14 protein-coding genes are annotated in these 17,810 nt (G+C 69.4%); 13 read left to right on the top strand and 1 reads right to left on the bottom strand.

Translation table 11 applies throughout. The features are described from left to right. Positions 1-6: 6 nt before the first annotated feature. The 13 genes from nuoF (at position 7) to HJ588_RS06315 (ending at position 16,341) form a co-directional block, all read left to right on the top strand. A complete protein-coding gene (gene nuoF / locus HJ588_RS06255; protein ID WP_171153115.1) occupies positions 7-1,332 on the top strand; it encodes an NADH-quinone oxidoreductase subunit NuoF in 1,326 nt (441 codons plus the stop codon). Further along, positions 1,329-3,875, top strand: a complete 2,547-nt coding sequence (locus tag HJ588_RS06260) for an NADH-quinone oxidoreductase subunit G (protein ID WP_171153117.1) — start codon at positions 1,329-1,331, stop codon at positions 3,873-3,875. Before nuoF ends, HJ588_RS06260 begins: the two co-directional genes overlap by 4 nt. Continuing rightward, positions 3,872-5,245: an NADH-quinone oxidoreductase subunit NuoH gene (nuoH, locus tag HJ588_RS06265; RefSeq protein WP_171153119.1), complete on the top strand. Its 1,374-nt coding sequence runs from the start codon at positions 3,872-3,874 to the stop codon at positions 5,243-5,245. The genes HJ588_RS06260 and nuoH overlap by 4 nt, the downstream gene beginning before the upstream one ends. After that, the gene (gene nuoI, locus HJ588_RS06270) at positions 5,238-5,939 is read left to right on the top strand and encodes an NADH-quinone oxidoreductase subunit NuoI (RefSeq protein WP_171153121.1); all 702 of its coding nucleotides are present in this window, start codon (positions 5,238-5,240) and stop codon (positions 5,937-5,939) included. Before nuoH ends, nuoI begins: the two co-directional genes overlap by 8 nt. Then, positions 5,936-6,730, top strand: coding sequence for an NADH-quinone oxidoreductase subunit J (locus tag HJ588_RS06275; protein WP_171153124.1), 795 nt, complete (start codon positions 5,936-5,938; stop codon positions 6,728-6,730). The genes nuoI and HJ588_RS06275 overlap by 4 nt, the downstream gene beginning before the upstream one ends. Beyond that, entirely contained in the window at positions 6,727-7,026 is a 300-nt protein-coding gene (gene nuoK / locus HJ588_RS06280) for an NADH-quinone oxidoreductase subunit NuoK (RefSeq protein WP_171153126.1), read from the top strand. Before HJ588_RS06275 ends, nuoK begins: the two co-directional genes overlap by 4 nt. 21 nt (positions 7,027-7,047) lie before the next feature. Beyond that, positions 7,048-8,943 carry an NADH-quinone oxidoreductase subunit L gene (gene nuoL, locus HJ588_RS06285; protein WP_171153127.1) on the top strand — a complete coding sequence of 632 codons (1,896 nt, stop codon included), beginning with the start codon at positions 7,048-7,050 and terminating at the stop codon, positions 8,941-8,943. Then, the gene (locus HJ588_RS06290) at positions 8,943-10,610 is read left to right on the top strand and encodes an NADH-quinone oxidoreductase subunit M (protein WP_171153129.1); all 1,668 of its coding nucleotides are present in this window, start codon (positions 8,943-8,945) and stop codon (positions 10,608-10,610) included. The genes nuoL and HJ588_RS06290 overlap by 1 nt, the downstream gene beginning before the upstream one ends. Further along, the gene (gene nuoN, locus HJ588_RS06295) at positions 10,607-12,151 is read left to right on the top strand and encodes an NADH-quinone oxidoreductase subunit NuoN (protein WP_171153131.1); all 1,545 of its coding nucleotides are present in this window, start codon (positions 10,607-10,609) and stop codon (positions 12,149-12,151) included. The genes HJ588_RS06290 and nuoN overlap by 4 nt, the downstream gene beginning before the upstream one ends. 10 nt (positions 12,152-12,161) lie before the next feature. Next, on the top strand, positions 12,162-13,172 hold the full coding sequence (locus tag HJ588_RS06300) for a polyprenyl synthetase family protein (protein ID WP_171153136.1): 1,011 nt from the start codon (positions 12,162-12,164) through the stop codon (positions 13,170-13,172). Between the two features lie 85 nt (positions 13,173-13,257). Beyond that, the gene (locus HJ588_RS06305; protein WP_246241765.1) at positions 13,258-13,908 is read left to right on the top strand and encodes a TetR/AcrR family transcriptional regulator; all 651 of its coding nucleotides are present in this window, start codon (positions 13,258-13,260) and stop codon (positions 13,906-13,908) included. Continuing rightward, positions 13,905-15,050 carry an alanine racemase gene (locus HJ588_RS06310; RefSeq protein WP_171153142.1) on the top strand — a complete coding sequence of 382 codons (1,146 nt, stop codon included), beginning with the start codon at positions 13,905-13,907 and terminating at the stop codon, positions 15,048-15,050. The genes HJ588_RS06305 and HJ588_RS06310 overlap by 4 nt, the downstream gene beginning before the upstream one ends. After that, on the top strand, positions 15,043-16,341 hold the full coding sequence (locus HJ588_RS06315) for a D-arabinono-1,4-lactone oxidase (protein WP_171153145.1): 1,299 nt from the start codon (positions 15,043-15,045) through the stop codon (positions 16,339-16,341). The genes HJ588_RS06310 and HJ588_RS06315 overlap by 8 nt, the downstream gene beginning before the upstream one ends. Positions 16,342-16,481: 140 nt before the next feature. On the opposite strand, the gene rarD is transcribed toward HJ588_RS06315, so the two are convergent. After that, the gene (gene rarD / locus HJ588_RS06320) at positions 16,482-17,477 is read right to left on the bottom strand and encodes an EamA family transporter RarD (protein ID WP_171153148.1); all 996 of its coding nucleotides are present in this window, start codon (positions 17,475-17,477) and stop codon (positions 16,482-16,484) included. Positions 17,478-17,810 lie beyond the last annotated feature (333 nt).

Consider the following 17,810-nt stretch of genomic DNA (forward strand, 5'->3'; position numbering starts at 1 on the left):
GACGACATGGCAACGACGCTCACCCCGATCCTCACCAAGTTCTGGGACGCCCCGCAGTCCTGGACCCTCGACACCTACGTCGACAACGAGGGCTACAAGGCGCTCGACAAGGCCCTTGCGATGAAGCCCGAGGACCTGGTCGCGATGACCAAGGACTCCGGGCTGCGCGGCCGCGGCGGCGCCGGCTTCCCGACCGGCATGAAGTGGTCGTTCCTGCCTCCGCCCGACGGCGGCCCTCGCTACCTGGTGGTCAACGCCGACGAGTCCGAGCCGGGCACCTGCAAGGACATCCCGCTGATGATGGCGGCGCCGCACTTCCTCATCGAGGGTGTCGCGATCACGTCATACGCCATCGGCTGCCACCACGCGTTCATCTACCTGCGCGGCGAGACCGTGCACGTCTACCGCCGGCTGCTGCGCGCGGTCGAGGAGGCGTATGCCGCGGGTCACCTCGGCAAGAACATCCACGGCAGCGGCTTCGACCTCGAGGTCACCGTGCACGCCGGCGCCGGCGCCTACATCTGCGGCGAGGAGACCGCGCTGCTCGACAGCCTGGAGGGCCGTCGCGGCCAGCCGCGCCTGAAGCCGCCGTTCCCGGCGGTCGCCGGTCTCTACGCGCGACCCACCGTGGTGAACAACGTTGAGTCGATCGCCTCCGTGCCGCCGATCGTGCTGCACGGCCAGGACTGGTTCGGCGACATGGGCACCGAGAAGTCCAAGGGCTTCGGCATCTTCAGCCTGTCCGGTCACGTGACCCGCCCGGGCCAGTACGAAGCGCCGCTCGGCATCACGCTGCGCGAGCTGCTCGACATGGCGGGCGGCATCCGGAGCGGCCACCGGCTGAAGTTCTGGACGCCCGGCGGCTCGTCGACGCCGATCTTCACCGACGAGCACCTCGACGTGCCGCTCGACTTCGAGTCGGTGGCCGCGGCCGGGTCGATGCTCGGCACCCGCGCGCTGCAGATCTTCGACGAGACCGTCTCGGTCGTGCGCGCGGTCAGCCGGTGGATCGAGTTCTACGCCCACGAGTCGTGCGGCAAGTGCACCCCGTGCCGGGAGGGCACGTTCTGGCTGAAGCAGATCCTGGTGCGCCTGGAGCACGGCAAGGGCACCCAGGAAGACATCGACAAGCTGGTCGACATCTGCGACAACATCCTGGGCCGCAGCTTCTGCGCGCTCGGCGACGGCGCGACCAGCCCGGTGACCTCCGCCGTGCAGTACTTCCGCGAAGAGTTCGAGACCGGCATGCACACCCCGTGGTGGGAGGCGTTCCCGCCGGAACGCTCGGTGCTCTTCGATGCTTCGACCGCTAAGGAGACCGCGTCCGTATGACGACAGTCACGCAGGCTTCCGCCGGCGGCGCCACCCCGCCGCCCCCGCCCGAGCAGGTCACCCTGACCGTCGACGGCGTGCAGGTGAGCGTGCCCAAGGGCACGCTGGTGATCCGGGCCGCCGAGGAGATCGGCGTGCAGATCCCGCGCTTCTGCGACCACCCGCTGCTCGACCCGATCGGCGCCTGTCGCCAGTGCCTGGTCGACGTCGCGACCCCGGGCCCGGACGGTTCGATGCGTCCGATGCCCAAGCCGCAGGCGTCGTGCACCATCGAGGCGACCGAGGGCATGCAGGTGCAGACCCAGGCCACCTCGAAGGTCGCCGACAAGGCGCAGCAGGGCGTGATGGAGCTGCTGCTCATCAACCACCCGCTGGACTGCCCGGTGTGCGACAAGGGCGGTGAGTGCCCGCTGCAGAACCAGGCGATGAGCAACGGCCGCCCGATGACCCGCTTCGACGACGTCAAGCGCACCTACCCCAAGCCGATCAACATCTCCAGCCAGGTGCTGCTGGACCGCGAACGCTGCGTCCTCTGCGCCCGCTGCACCCGCTTCTCCGAGCAGATCGCCGGCGACCCGTTCATCGCGCTCATCGAGCGCGGTGCGCTGCAGCAGGTCGGCATCTACGAGGAGCAGCCCTTCAAGTCCTACTTCTCCGGCAACACCGTGCAGATCTGCCCGGTGGGTGCGCTGACCGGCGCGGCATACCGCTTCCGGTCGCGGCCGTTCGACCTGGTGTCGACCCCGTCGGTGTGCGAGCACTGCGCGAGCGGGTGCTCGCTGCGCACCGACCACCGCCGCGGCCAGGTGCTGCGCCGGATGGCGCTCGACACCCCCGCGGTCAACGAGGAGTGGAACTGCGACAAGGGTCGCTGGGCCTTCAAGTACGCCACGGTCGACCGGCTCGACACTCCGCTGGTGCGCGGCGCGGACGGCACCCTGCAGGTCGCCGGCTGGCCCGAGGCGCTCGCCGCGGCCGCCGCCGGCCTGGCTGCGGCCAAGCAGCGCGGCGGTGTCGGCGTGCTCACCGGAGGCCGGATCAGCGCCGAGGACGCCTACGCCTACAGCAAGTTCACCCGTCTGGTGCTCGGCACCAACGACATCGACTTCCGCGCCCGGCCGCAGTCGGCCGAGGAGGCCGACTTCCTGGCCCACCACGTGGTCGCGACCGGCCCCGGCGACAGCGACGCCCCGACCGACGCGGTCACCTTCGGCGACCTCGAGAAGGCGCCCTCGGTGCTGCTCGTCGGCATCGAGCCGGAGGAGGAGTCGCCGATCGTCTTCCTGCGCCTGCGCAAGGGCATGCGCAAGCACAAGACCAAGGTGTTCGCGGTCGCGCCGTTCGTCACCCGCGGCCTGGCCAAGGTCGGCGGCACGCTGATCGCGGCCGCACCCGGCACCGAGGCCGAGGTGCTCGACGCCATCGCGGCCGGCAGCGGCGAGCTGGCTGCCGCGGGCGAGGCGCTCGGCTCGGACAGCATCATCGTGGTCGGCGAGCGTATGGCGACCGTCCCCGGCGCCCTGTCGTCGGTGCTCGCCCTGGCCCAGGCCAAGGGCGCCCGCGTGGTCTGGGTGCCGCGGCGGGCCGGTGAGCGCGGCGCGCTCGAGACCGGTGCGATCGGCAACCTGCTGCCGGGCGGCCGCCCGGTGGGCGACGCCGCCGCGCGCGCCCAGGTCGGCACCGTCTGGGGCGAGACCGACCTGCCGGCGCAGCCGGGCCGCGACACCGACGCGATCCTGGCCGCCGCCGCGGCCGGCGAGCTCGGCGGTCTGCTGATCGGTGGCGTCGACGTCCACGACCTGCTCGACCAGCAGGTGGCGATCGCGGCGCTGGAGCAGGCCTTCGTGGTCTCGCTCGAGCAGCGCAAGGGCACCGTCCCGGCATACGCCGACGTGGTCCTGCCGGTCGCCGCCCAGCAGGAGAAGGCCGGTTCCTACGTCAACCTCGAGGGCCGCCTGCGGCCGTTCGAGCGGGCGATCGAGAGCACCGGCATCTCCGACTTCCGCGCACTCGACCTGCTCGCCGCCGAGATGGGCGAGTTCCTCGGCACCCGCACGGTCGGCGAGATCCGCGGCCAGATGGGCGAGCTCGGTCCCTGGACCGGCGAACGCCCGGCCCGTCCGCGGGTGCGGCCGACGGGTGTGCCGCGGCCGCTGATCGGCGAAGCCGTGCTCGCGACCTGGAGCCACCTGCTCGACAAGGGCGTGCTGCAGGACGGCGAGCCGTTCCTCGCCGGCACCGCCCACCCCGCCGTGGCCCGGCTCTCCGCCGCGACCGCACAGGCCGCGGGCGTCGTCGACGACGACCTGCTGCAGGTGTCGACCAAGACCGGTGCGCTCACCCTGCCGGTGGTCGTCACCGACATGCCGGACCACGTGGTGTGGGTGCCGACCAATTCGACGGGCAGCGCCGTGCGTGCCACCCTCGGTGCCGACGCCGGCACGGTCGTCGCCATCGCGAAGGCACCGGGCGGGGTCGTCCCCGGCACCGCGACCGCTGCCGCCATCGAGCAGGACCACGACATTCAGGAGGGCGTGCAGTGAACGTCGTCGCAGCCGCCGGGCCGGCGCTCGCCGCCGCCACCGACAACCCGGCCGCCGACTTCAGCGACACCCCCTGGTGGCTGTCGCTGATCAAGGCGTTGCTCCTCTTCGTCTTCCTGCTGCTCAACACGCTGATCGTCATCTGGTTCGAGCGGCGCGTGATCGGCCGGATGCAGCAGCGTCCCGGCCCCAACCGCACCGGCCCGTTCGGTCTGCTGCAGACCCTCGCCGACGGTGTGAAGCTGGCGCTCAAGGAGGACCTCATCCCGCGTCGCGCCGACCGGGTGATGTTCATCCTCGCGCCGATCATCGCCGGCGCGATGGCGTTCGTGTCGTTCGCGATCATCCCGCTGTCCGGCAACGTCTGGATGTTCGGCCACTACACGCCGCTGCAGCTGACCGACACCCCGGTCGCCACGCTGCTGGTGCTTGCGGTCGCCGGTGTCGGCGTCTACGGCATCGTGCTCGCCGGCTGGGCGTCCGGTTCGACCTACCCGCTGCTCGGTGGCCTGCGCTCCAGCGCCCAGGTGATCTCCTACGAGATCGCGATGGGTCTGGCCCTGGTCGCGGTGTTCCTCTACGCCGGGTCGATGTCGACCAGCCAGATCGTGCTGGCCCAGAAGAGCCTCTGGTACTGCATCCCGGCGTTCTTCTCGTTCGGCGTCTACATCATCACGATGGTCGGCGAGACCAACCGTCTGCCGTTCGACCTCGCCGAGGGCGAGGGCGAGCTCACCGGTGGTTTCCACACCGAGTACTCCTCGCTGAAGTTCGCGATGTTCTTCCTCGGCGAGTACGTCAACATGTTCACCGTCTCCGCGCTCGCCACCACGCTGTTCCTCGGCGGCTGGCAGGCGCCTCCCGGCATCGCCGCGATCGGCGGCGGCATGTTCAACGGCGGCTGGTGGGGCCTGCTCTGGTTCGTGGTGAAGCTCTGGGCGTTCATGTTCTTCTTCGTCTGGCTGCGTGGCTCGCTGCCGCGAGTCCGCTACGACCAGTTCATGCGACTGGGCTGGAAGGTGCTCATCCCGAGCACCCTGGTCTGGGTCGTCGCCGTGGCGTTCCTGCGCGCCGCCAACAACGGCTTCCTCGGCGACACGATGATCTTCGGCGGCCGGATGCACCGATCGACGCTGTTCGTGATCGTGGTGATCGTCCTGCTGGTGCTGGCCGCCGCCTGGATCTACGACTACAAGGCCGCCGCCAAGGAGAAGGTCGACCGCACCCCGCCGACCGAGGTCGACCCGTTCGCCGGTGGCCACCCCGTGCCGCCGCTTCCGGGCCAGACGCTGCGCGAGCCCGCGCCGGCGTTGACCCCGGCCGCGCCGCACCCCGACGTGACGTCCGACAAGGAGGACACTCGTGGCTGACAATCCCCGCTCGGGTAAGCACGAAGCACGCGAGCCCGAGTCCAACGGTTTCCTCGCCGACCTGTTCGCGCCGGTCGCCGGCTTCGGCGTCACCTTCGCGACCATGTTCCGCAAGGTGCAGACCGAGGAGTATCCCGAGCAGAAGCGTCCGACGCAGCTGCGCTTCCACGGCCGCCACCAGCTCAACCGGCACCCCGACGGTCTGGAGAAGTGCGTCGGCTGCGAGTTGTGCGCCTGGGCCTGCCCGGCCGACGCGATCCTGGTCGAGGGCGCCGGCAACGATGACGCCACCGGCCAGCGGTTCTCGCCCGGCGAGCGGTACGGCCGCGTCTACCAGATCAACTATCTGCGGTGCATCTTCTGCGGCCTCTGCATCGAGGCGTGCCCGACGCGCGCCCTCACGATGACCAACGAATACGAACTGGCCGACGACAACCGGGCCGACCTGATCTTCACCAAGGATCAGCTGCTCGCACCGTTGCAGTCGGGCATGCTCCCCGCGCCGCACCCGATGGTGGCCGGCATGGAGGAGCGCGACTACTACCAGGGCAAGGTCACCGGCGCGACCGACGCGCAGCGCGAATGGGTGGACGAGCACCGCGGCGACGACGCCGACGCGGCCGACCCGTCCGGCGCGTCTGACGCGTCTGACAACGCGGCGCGGGCCGGTGCGGCGGAAGGACGGACGGCATGAAGCTCGGTGGGGCAGAGGCCACGCTCTTCTTCTTCGCCGCACCGCTCGCGGTGATCGGCGCGCTCACGCTGCTGTTCGCCCGCAAGGCGGTCCACGCGGCCATGGGTATGGCGCTGACGATGGTCCTGCTGGGCGTCTTCTACATCGCCGAGCAGGCGGAGTTCCTGGGCATCATCCAGATCTTCGTCTACTCCGGCGCGGTGATGATGCTCTTCCTCTTCGTGATCATGCTGGTCGGTGTCGACTCCTCCGACTCGCTGGTCGAGACGATCAAGGGGCAGCGGGCCGCCGGCCTGCTGCTGTCGCTCGCGGTCATGGTCAGCCTGCTGGTGAGCGTCGCCAAGGTCGGCTTCGGCGCCGCGGTCGGCCTGGCCGGTCCCAACCGCGACCCGGGCAACGTGTCCGGCATCGCCAACCTGATCTTCGGCCCCTACGTGTGGGCGTTCGAGGTCACCTCGGCGCTGCTCATCACCGCCGCCCTCGGTGCGATGCTGCTCGCCCACCGCGAGCGCCTGGTGCCCAAGGCGTCGCAGGCCGACTGGTCGCGTTCGCGCATCCGTGAGGGCGTCAACGTCGCCGGTCTGCCGGCGCCCGGTGTCTTCGCGCGGCACAACGCGGTCGACACCCCGGCGCTGCTGCCCGACGGCAGCACCAGCGAGTTGTCGGTGTCGCGGGTGCTCAAGGCGCGCGGTCAGGTGGAGACGCCGACCACGTATGCCGAGGTGGCCGCCGAGATCGAGAGCGAATCGGGAGACATGTCGAAGCGGGAAGTGGGGGATCAGCGGTCATGACGTTGACGTCATACATCTATCTGTCGGTGGTCCTCTTCTCGATCGGCGCCGCCGTCGTGCTGCTGCGCCGCAACGCGATCATCGTGTTCATGGGCGTGGAGCTGATGCTCAACGCCGCCAACCTGGCGTTCGTCACCTTCGCCCGCATGCAGGGCAAGCTCGACGGTCAGGTGATCGCACTGTTCGTGATGGTGGTGGCCGCCGCCGAGGTCGTGGTGGGCCTGGCGATCATCATGGCCATCTTCCGGGCTCGCAGGTCGGTGTCGGTGGACGACGTCAACCTGCTGAAGCTTTAAGTCAGAGAGGTTTTCGTGACCATGCATGACGCCACCGGTGTGGCCTCGGTCGGCTGGCTGATGATCGCCCTGCCGCTGCTCGGCGCTGCCGTGCTGCTGCTCGGCGGCAAGGCGCTGGACAAGGCCGGCCCCTACCTGGCGGTCCTTCTGTCCTGGGCCGCGTTCGTGATCGGCCTGCTGATCGTGCTGCAGTTGCACGGCCGCGGTGCGGAGGAGCGGTCGATGCACCTGCACCTCTACTCGTGGATCCCGGCCGGCGCGCTCAACCTGGACGCCGGGCTGCTGATCGACCAGCTGTCGACCACGTTCGTGCTGCTGATCACCTTCGTCGGGTCGCTGATCATGGTCTACTCGCTGGGCTACATGGAGCACGACCCGGACAAGCGCCGGTTCTTCGCCTATCTCAACCTGTTCGTGGCCTCGATGCTGCTGCTGGTGCTGGCCGACTCCTACGTGCTGCTGTTCGTCGGCTGGGAGGGCGTGGGCCTCGCGTCATACCTGCTGATCGGCTTCTGGAACTGGAACCCGGCCTACGCGACCGCCGCCAACAAGGCGTTCTTCCTCAACCGGGTCGGCGACATGGGCATGATCCTCGCGATGGCCATCATGTTCTGGGCCTGGGGCAAGCTCGACTTCGCCGGCGTCAACGCCGCGGTCGCCGGCACCGGCAAGGGCACGCTGCTCGCGATCGGGCTGTGCCTGCTGGTCGCCGCCTGCGGTAAGTCGGCGCAGTTCCCGCTGCAGTCCTGGCTGGGCGACGCGATGGCCGGCCCGACGCCGGTGTCCGCGCTGATCCACGCCGCGACGATGGTCACCGCCGGCGTCTACCTGATCGTGCGCAGCAACGTCATCTTCACCGCCAGCGAGAACGCCCGGCTCGCGGTCTGCATCGTCGGCGCGATCACGCTGGCCGCCGGAGCGATCATCGGCTGCGCCAAGGACGACCTGAAGAAGGCGCTGGCCGCCTCGACGATGTCGCAGATCGGCTACATGGTCCTGGCCGCGGGGCTCGGCCCGGTGGGCTACGCGTTCGCAATCTTCCACCTGGTCACGCACGGCTTCTTCAAGGCCGGCATGTTCCTCGGTGCCGGTTCGGTGATGCACGGGATGAACGACCAGGTCGACATGCGCCGCTTCGGTGGCCTGTCGACGGTCATGAAGATCACCTGGGTCACCTTCGGGCTCGGCTTCCTCGCGATCATCGGCTTCCCGGGCCTGTCCGGTTTCTGGTCCAAGGACAAGATCATCGAGTCGGCATTCGTCGGGGAGGGCTGGAAACCCTGGGTGTTCGGCCTCACCGCGCTGCTCGCCGCCGGTGTCACCGCGTTCTACATGTCGCGGCTGTTCTTCATGACGTTCATGGGCAAGCGCCGCTGGACCGAGGACGTGCACCCGCACGAGTCGCCGCTCACGATGACCGTGCCGATGATGATCCTCGCGGTGGGTTCGGCCTTCCTCGGCCTCATCCTCGGCCCGACCAACATCATGACCGACTGGCTGGAGCCGGTCGTCGGCGCGCACGAGGAGGGCCACCCGGTGATCGGGCAGTACCCGCTGATGGCGATCACCGTCGTGCTGATGATCATCGGCGTCGCCATCGCCTGGAAGATGTACTGGCGGGACGACGTGCCGATCACACCGCCGGTGGGCTCCGCGCTCACCCAGGCCGCCCGGCGCGACCTCGGGCAGGACGACCTCAACGAGGCCGCCTTCCAGCGCCCCGGCCTGCACCTGACCCGCTCGCTGGTGTTCTTCGACAACAAGGTCGTCGACGGCGGCGGCAACGGTCTCGCCGCCGGCATCGGTGGCAGCTCCGCCCGCCTGAAGAAGATGCAGAACGGATACGTGCGTAGTTACTCCCTGACGATGCTGCTCGGTGTCGTAGCGATCCTCGGCGCCTGGTGGGTGGTGCAGTGATGTCGGACTTCCCCTTCCTCACGACGCTCGGCGTCATACCGCTCGTCGGTGCCGCCGTCGTGTCGCTGCTGCCCAAGGGTTCTGCGCGTCTGGCCAAGCCGGTGGCGCTCGGCTTCTCGCTGCTGACCCTCGTCGTCGGCATCGTCGCCGCGACCCAGTTCAAGACCGGTGGCGGTCAGCCGCAGTTCCAGCTGACCGAAACCCACTCGTGGATCCCGCAGTTCGGCGTCTCCTACGCGCTCGGCGTCGACGGTATGGCGCTGGCCCTCATCCTGATGAGCCTGGTGCTGGTGCCTATCTCGCTGCTCGCGGCGTGGAACGACGTGCCCGAGGGCGGCCGGCGCGAGCAGACCTACTTCGCGCTGCTGCTGGTGCTGGAGACGTTCATGGTCGGGGCGTTCGCCGCGACCGACGTGTTCCTCTTCTACGTCTTCTTCGAGGCGATGCTGATCCCGGTCTACTTCCTGATCGGGCTGTACGGCGGCCCGCGCCGGCAGTACGCCGCGGTGAAGTTCCTGCTGTTCTCGCTGTTCGGCGGTCTGATCATGCTGGTCGCGGTCATCGCGCTCTACCAGCAGGGCCCCGGCGGTGACCACGGCTTCCTGGTCAGCACCCTGACCGGGCTGCACATGTCGGCCTCGACCGAGCGGCTGCTGTTCGTGGGCTTCTTCATCGCGTTCGCGATCAAGGCCCCGATGTGGCCGGTGCACACCTGGCTGCCGGACGCCGCGTCGGAGTCCAAGCCGGCCGTGGCGGTGCTGCTCGTCGGCGTGCTCGACAAGGTCGGCACGTTCGGGATGATCCGCTTCTGCCTGCAGCTCTTCCCGGAGGCGAGCAAGTGGGCGACGCCGGTCGTGATCATCCTGGCGCTGGTCTCGATCGTCTACGCGGCGATCGCGGCCATCGGCCAGAACGACATGATGCGCCTCATCGCCTACACCTCGGTGAGCCACTTCGGCTTCATCGTGCTCGGCATCTTCGCGGTCACCCAGACCTCGCTGATCGGCTCCGAGCTCTACATGGTCAACCACGGCTTCACCACCGCGGCGCTGTTCCTGTTCGCCGGCTTCCTGATCGTGCGCGGCAAGAGCAAGAACATCACCGACTACGGCGGCTGGCAGCGGATCACCCCCGTGCTCGGCGGCGTCTTCCTGATCGCCGGCCTCTCCGGTCTGGCGCTGCCCGGCCTCAACTCCTTCGTCTCGGAGTTCCTGGTGATGATCGGCACCTTCCAGCGCTACCAAGTCGCCGGTGGCATCGCCGTCGTGGGCGTGGTGCTCGCCGCGCTCTACGTGCTGCTCATGGTCAAGAACGTGATGACCGGTCCGAAGCCGCAGCTGGTCGCCGGCCCGGACGGCACGCTCGCGCTCGGCGACGACGGCAAGCGGCCGCACACCGGCGTGACCGACACGCTCTTCGACGAGCCGGACACCCGCATCCAGGACATCCCGGCAGAGGCCAAGGTGCGCGGGTCCTCGATCCGCGACCTCGACCTGCGGGAGAAGACCGTCGCGGGAGTGCTCGTCGCCATACTCGTCGTGCTCGGGTTCTTCCCCAAGCCGGCTCTGGACCTGCTGCGCCCCGCGGTGTCGCAGACCCTGCACCACGTGGGCGTCGATGACCCGTCGCCGCACGCCGACGCCAACCCCGAGGGGAGCAGCAAGTGACCTCGCCCGCCACGTTCACGCAGGCACACATCTCGTATGCCGCTGTCGTGCCGATGCTCGTCATCTTCGGCGCGGCGCTGGTGGGTGTCCTCGTCGAGGCGTTCCTGCCGCGCGCCCAGCGTTACCTGGTGCAGCTCGGGGTGACGCTGATCGGACTCGTCGCCAGCTTCCTGACGCTGGTGCTGATCGCCCGCAACCACCGGGGTGTCACCGCGGCCAACGCGGTCGTCATCGACGCGCCCGCGCTGATGCTGCAGGGCACCGTGCTGGTGCTCTCGTTCTTCGCGGTGCTGCTGATGGCCGAGCGTTTCGACACCCGCTACCCCGACGCGTTCACCCAGTCCGGCGCCTCCGTGCCGGGATCGCCGACCGAGACCAACGCGGTGCGGCTGGGTGCGACCACGACCGAGGTCTTCCCGCTCACGCTGTTCTCGATCGGCGGCATGATGCTGTTCGTCGCCTCCGGCGACCTGCTGATCATGTTCATCGCGCTCGAGGTGCTCTCGCTGCCGCTCTACATCCTGACCGGGCTGGCCCGCCGCCGGCGGCTGCTGTCGCAGGAGGCGTCGCTGAAGTACTTCCTGCTCGGCGCTTTTTCCTCGGCGTTCTTCCTGTTCGGGTCGGCGCTGGTCTACGGCGCGACCAAGACCATCCAGTTCGGCGCGCTCGCCGACGCCGTCGCGTCCACCAACGGCCGCGACGACATCCTGATCCCGGGCGTCTTCCTGATCGCGGTCGGCCTGCTGTTCAAGGTGGGCGCGGTGCCGTTCCAGTCCTGGACCCCGGACGTCTACCAGGGCGCGCCGACCCCGGTCACCGGCTTCATGGCGACCACCGTCAAGGTCGCCGCGTTCGGTGCGATGCTGCGGCTGTTCTACGTCGCGCTGGACGGGCTGCAGTGGAACTGGCAGCCGGTGCTCGCGATCATCGCCGTGCTGACGATGGTCGTCGGGTCGGTCTTCGCGGTCACCCAGACCGACATGAAGCGTCTGCTCGCCTACAGCTCGATCTCGCACGCGGGCTTCCTGCTGATCGGCGTCGTCGCGCTCAACAAGACCGGCCTGTCCGGCACGATGTTCTACCTGGTCGCCTACGGCTTCACCACGATCGCGGCCTTCGGCATCGTGGCGCTGGTGCGGTCGGCCGGCTCGGAGGCGACCCACCTGTCGCAGTGGGCCGGCCTCGGCAAGACCAGCCCGGTGCTCGCGGCGGTCTTCTCCTTCCTGATGCTCGGCTTCGCGGGGATCCCGCTGACCTCGGGGTTCACCGCGAAGTTCGCGCTGTTCTCCTCGGCGGTCGGTCACGGCAGCACCTGGCTGGTGGTCGTCGCGGTCCTGATGAGCGCGGTCACCGCGTTCGTCTACGTGCGGATCATCGTGCTGATGTACTTCTCCGAGCCGACCGGTGACACCCAGGTGGTGATGCCGTCGGCGATGACCGGCATCGCCGTCACCGCCGGCGCGTTGATGACGCTCGTGCTCGGCGTGGCGCCCGCGCCGCTGCTCAACCTGGCCGAGCACTCCGCCCTCTTCATGCGATGAGCACCCTCCGATGAGCAACCCACTGCCGGCGCCCGCGCCGACCGCCAGCATGATCCCGCAGGCAAGTCCCGAGCTGACCGACCGGCTGCTCGCCGGGTTGGCCGCGGTCAACGAGCGACTCACTGCGGTGGTCGCCCACGAGGACGAGTTCATCGCCGGGGCGTCGCAGCACCTGCTGGCCGGCGGCAAGCGGTTCCGGCCGCTGCTGACCCTGCTGAGCAGTGAGCTCGGCACCGGCCGCAACGACGACGTCGTCGACGCAGCGGTCGGGGTCGAGCTGACCCACATCGCCTCGCTCTACCACGACGACGTGATGGACGCCGCCGAGCGGCGGCACGGCAAGGCCAGCGTCAACGCGACCTACGACAACATCACCGCGATCATCGTCGGCGACCTGCTCTTCGGCCGGGCCTCGGAGATCGTCGCGGGGCTCGGCAGCGAGGCCGCCCGCATCCAGGCGCAGACCTTCGTGCGGTTGTGCGCGGGCCAGATCCGCGACGACCGGCAGGCGCCGGCCGGGGCGGACCCGCTCGAGCACTACCTCGGGGTGCTCGCGGACAAGACCGGGTCGCTTATCGCGACCGCCGCCCGCTATGGCGCGATGTTCGGCGGCTGCGACCCGCAGACCGTCGAGCTCATGCGGCAGTACGGCGAACTCGTCGGCATCGTGTTCCAGCTGTCCGACGACGTGCTCGACGTGACCTCCGACGGCGAGTCCGGCAAGACGCCGGGCACCGACCTGCGAGAGGGCGTGGCGACGCTGCCGACGCTCTACGCCCAGGCGTCGACCGACCCGGCCGACGCGCGGCTGCAGGAATTGCTGTCGCACCCGCTCACCGACGACGCCGAGCACGCCGAGGCGCTGGCCCTGCTGCGTGCGCACCCAGCCTTGGACCAGGCTCGCCGTCATACCGAATCCGTTGCGGCGCAGGCTGTTTCGTTGCTCGACGGGCTGGGGGACAGTGACGCGTTGCGGGTGCTGAGGGCGCTGCCGGGGCAGGTCGCCGGCAGGTCGGTCTGAGGCGGAATTTGCGGATCTCCCGGGATTTTCCGGATTTCCCGGGATTTCATGGACGGCCGTCCATGATCAGGTCTAACATCTGGCCATGGGCCGGGTAGCAGCCGAGCAACGTCGCACCGAGCTGATCGACGCCACGATCAAGATCGCGGTGGCCGAAGGCCTTGAGGCTGCCACTGTACGCCGAATCGCCAAGGAAGCAGGCGTTCCGCTCGGAACTGTGCACTATTGCTTCGGGTCGAAGGCCGCGCTCATCGCGGCCGTCGCCGAGTCGATCGAGCAGCCGGATCTCGGCCCGGAGGACCTCGGGCATCTGCCTCCGGACCAGGCGATTTTGCTGGCGTTCCGCGAATACTGGCGCCAGGTCGGCTCCGATCGGCGACGACAACTGTTGATCTACGAGCTTGTTGCTCACCTGTCGCGCGGAGGAAGTGAGGCCCGGCCTATCGCGCAGCAACTGATGCAGCGTGCCTACGGCGCCGTGCTCGGAGTGCTCCGGACCTACGCGGCGACCAGCGGCCGGATCCTGCCCGATGACGGCCTCGTGCTTGCGCGCGGCATCGTCGCCCTCACCGACGGGGTTAGCCTGTCGTGGGTCGTCGACGAGGACGACGAGGCGGCCAATCGGATCTTCGAGATGGTGGCCCAGATGATCGGCGGCACAGTCGATTTCCTGATGCCCAAAATCGACGGCGGGGACCAGGCGACCCGGGCCGACTTAGCCGGTCCGCCAGCATGACCGTGCAGCTCTGGAGCTCGATCGGGGCGATCGGCGCTCCGACGGCGGTGCTCGATCTCGATGCAGCCGACCACAACGTCGCAGAGATGCGCCGGCGGGCGTCCGGCACTCCCATCCGGGTGGCGTCCAAGTCGATCCGGGTGCGCGGGCTGATCGATCGCATGCTGCGCGAGCCCGGTTATGCGGGTGTGCTCGCGTATTCCGCGGCGGAGGCGCTGTGGCTGGCCCGGTCGGGCGTGGACGACGTGCTGATCGCCTATCCGACCGTCGATGTCGAGACTGTGAAGCAGGTCGCCGCCGACTCCGAGCTGGCGGCCCGGATCACCTTCATGGCAGACCTGCCGGAGCACGTGCGGCTGCTCGACAGCGCGGGCTCGGCCCACCCGCTGCGGGTCTGCCTCGACGTCGACGCCTCGCTGCCGGTCGGCAAGGCCCTGATCGGCGCGCACCGTTCCAGCGTGCACGGCCCCGGCCAGGCAGCCGAATTCGCCCGGGCCACAGCGCGATTGAACGGTGTGCGGCTCGTCGGCCTGATGTTCTACGACGCCCAGGTGGCCGGAGTGCAGGACACCAACGCCGCCGTCCGGCTGCTCAAACGCCGCTCGGTGGCAGAGCTGGCCGAGCGGCGCGAGCAGCTGTGGCGGGCAGTTGCGTCATACGCGTCGATCGAGGTGGTCAACGCCGGGGGCACCGGCAGCCTGCATCTGGTCGGCGGCTCGCCGGTCACCGAATTCGCCGCAGGGTCAGGCCTTTTCGCGCCCACGCTCTTCGACCGGTATGACGGGGCCGACCTGCGACCGGCCGCCTACTTCGCGTCACCGGTCGTGCGCAAACCACGGTCCGACGTGGCGGTCACCTTCAGCGGTGGCTACGCCGCGTCCGGCGCGAGCGGGGCGTCCCGTGCGCCCCGGCCGGTCCACCCGGAGGGGCTGCGCTACTTCGCCCAGGAGGGCGCGGGTGAGGTGCAGACCCCGCTGCGCGGTGCCGCCGCGCGAGAGCTCGCGGTCGGCGACGCGGTCTGGTTCCGGCACGCGAAGGCCGGCGAGATGTGCGAGCGCTTTGACGAGATCCTCCTGGTGCGAGGCGGATCCGTGGTCGATCGGCTGCCGACCTACCGCGGGGAGGGGCACAACTTTGGCTGAGTGGCGCAATTGGTCGGGCACGGTGAGCAGTGCGCCGCGCGAGGTGGTGATGGTCCGGGACGTGCCGCATCTGCAGCTGCTGTGCGAGGAGTCCGGCCGTGAGGGTCGCCGGGTGAAGGCGGTGGGCGCCGGGCACTCGTTCACCGCCATCGCCGAGCCGACCGACGTGCTCGTGCGGATGGACCGCCTGTCGGGGGTGCGTTCGGTGGACCGGGCGACCGGGCGGGTCTGGGTGCACGCCGGCACGCCGCTGCACGTGCTCGGTCCGGAGTTGCAGCGACGCGGCCTGGCGATGACCAATCTGGGCGACATCGACCGGCAGACGATCGCCGGTGCGGTGTCGACCGGCACGCACGGCACCGGCGCCGGCTTCACCGGGCTCGCCGGGCAGCTCACCGGTGTCGAGCTGGTCACCGCGGACGGCGAGCTGCTGCGGGTCACCGACCGGGAGCGCCCGGAGCTGCTCGGGGCGGTCAGCCTCGGCCTCGGCGCACTCGGCATCGTCACCGCCGTGGAGATCCAGTGTGTCCCGCGCTTCCTGTTGCACGCGGTCGAGGCGCCCGCCGGACTCGACGAGACCCTCGAGTCGCTCGACGAAACCGTCGAGCGCGCAGACCATTTCGAGTTCTACTGGTTTCCGCACACCGACCGGGTGCTGACCAAGCACAACACCAGGGTGGTCGACGAGGAACGGCTCGACCCGTTGCCCGGCTGGCGCGCGAAGCTGGACGACGAGCTGCTGTCCAACACGGTCTTCAACGTCGTCAACAAGGCGGTCAGTCGCGCGCCGAAGGCGATCCCCGCGGTCAACCAGCTGTCCGCCAGAGCGCTGTCGCGGCGCGAGTTCACCGACTGGTCCTACCGGGTGTTCGCCACTGACCGCAGCGTGGTCTTCCGGGAGAGCGAGTTTGCGGTGCCGCGCGCGGCGGTGCCGCACGTGCTGAGTGCGCTGCGCGACTGGCTGGGCCGCCGGGAGGAGGTCGTCGCCTTCCCGGTCGAGGTGCGCTTCGCCGCCGCCGACGACCGCTGGTTGTCGACCGCCTACGGGCGGGAGTCGGGCTACATCGCCGTGCACCAGTTCGTGCAGCGTGACCACGAGCGCTACTTCCGGGCGTTCTGGTCGATGCTCGACGGACTCGACGCCCGCCCGCACTGGGGCAAGTTGCACGACCTCGACGCAGCCCGACTACGTTCGCGCTACCCGCGATTCGACGACTTCGTCGCACTGCGCGACCGGCTCGACCCGGGCCGGGTCTTCACCAACGACTACCTCGACCGGGTGCTCGGCTGAGCGCGTGCCGACCGCGTCTCTCCCGCCGAGAGGCTCACTTATCGCCCAGAGGCCCACACAATCACGCCGGGCAGGGCCGGATTAGGTGAGCCGCTCGCCGATAAGTGAGCCTGTCGGCGAGGGGTGAGTGAGGACTCCCGTCATACGGCTGCGCCCTCGGCGGCGCGGGCCAGACGGCGCGACCGGGCGTTGGCGGTCACGGAGTCGAAGGTCAGCAACGCCAACGCGACCCAGACGATCGCGAAGCCGATCCAGCGGGCGGCGGGCATGTGCTCGCCGAGCAGCACCACTCCGCAGAGCAACTGCAGCACCGGGGTGATGAACTGCAGCAGCCCGATCGTCACCAGCGGCACCCGGCTCGCGGCCGCCGCGAAGAGCAGCAGGGGCACCGCCGTCACGATGCCCGCGCAGAGCAGCAGCACCGTGTGCACGGCGCCGTGGGAGGCGAAGGTCGTGTCGCCGCGGGCGGCCAGCACGATCAGCACCACGACGGCGATCGGCGTGAGCACCGCGCTCTCCGCGGTCAGGCTCTCGATCGCCGACAGCGAGCCGCCGATGCGCTTCTTCATCAGGCCGTAGCTCGCGAACGACAGCGCCAGGATCACCGAGATCCACGGCGGGCGGCCGTAGTCGATCGCCAGGTAGACGCAGGCGATAGCGCCGACCGCGACCGCGACCCACTGCAGGAGCCGCAGCTTCTCCCCGAGGACGACGACGCCGAGCGCCACGGTGACGAGCGGGTTGAGGAAGTAGCCGAGGGCGGCCTCGACGGTGTGGCCGCTCACCACCGCCTGGATGTAGACCGTCCAGTTGACCGCGATCAGCAGGCCGGCGATCGTCGTCGCGCCGAGCTGCCGCGGGTTGCGCGCGAGCCGCACGAGGAAGCCGAGCTGACCGGTGGTGGCGAGCGCGATGAGGCAGACCGCGAGCGTCCAGACGATCCGGTGCGAGAGCACCTCCCACGCGCCCGCCGGTTTGAGGGCGTCGAAGTAGAGCGGGAAGATGCCCCAGATCAGGTATGCCAGGAAGCCGTAGAGCGCACCGTTGCCGGTCTTCGATGTCTTCAGTGTCTTCGGTGTCTTCGATGTTGTCGTGGTCGCCGAGGTCTGCGGCGGGGTGGACTGCACGGAGGCCATCCTCCCACTGTGCTGGATCGGACCGTGAAGCACCAGCGAGAATTACTGCAGCATCGTGCAGTCCCGCTACACAGTGCAAACCGGCCCGACAGGTCCACAACCGCATCGACCGGCACAGCACAGTCCGCCCGGGTAGGTGTGCCTCTCGGAGCGGAGGTGTGCCTCTCGGTATGCGCGCGTGTGAGCGCGCGTGCGCACGCGGGCCGGACCCGCAGGCCCGATCGACGGGCTTGACCAATCCTTGGCACGGAATTGACGAGGCTCTTACCCGCCCGTCACCCGATTCCCAGCCGGGCGCAGCAGGCTGCCGCCGACACCGTCACGCAACGCGGT

The organism is Flexivirga aerilata, from assembly GCF_013002715.1.
GTDB classification, from domain to species: Bacteria; Actinomycetota; Actinomycetes; order Actinomycetales; family Dermatophilaceae; genus Flexivirga; species Flexivirga aerilata.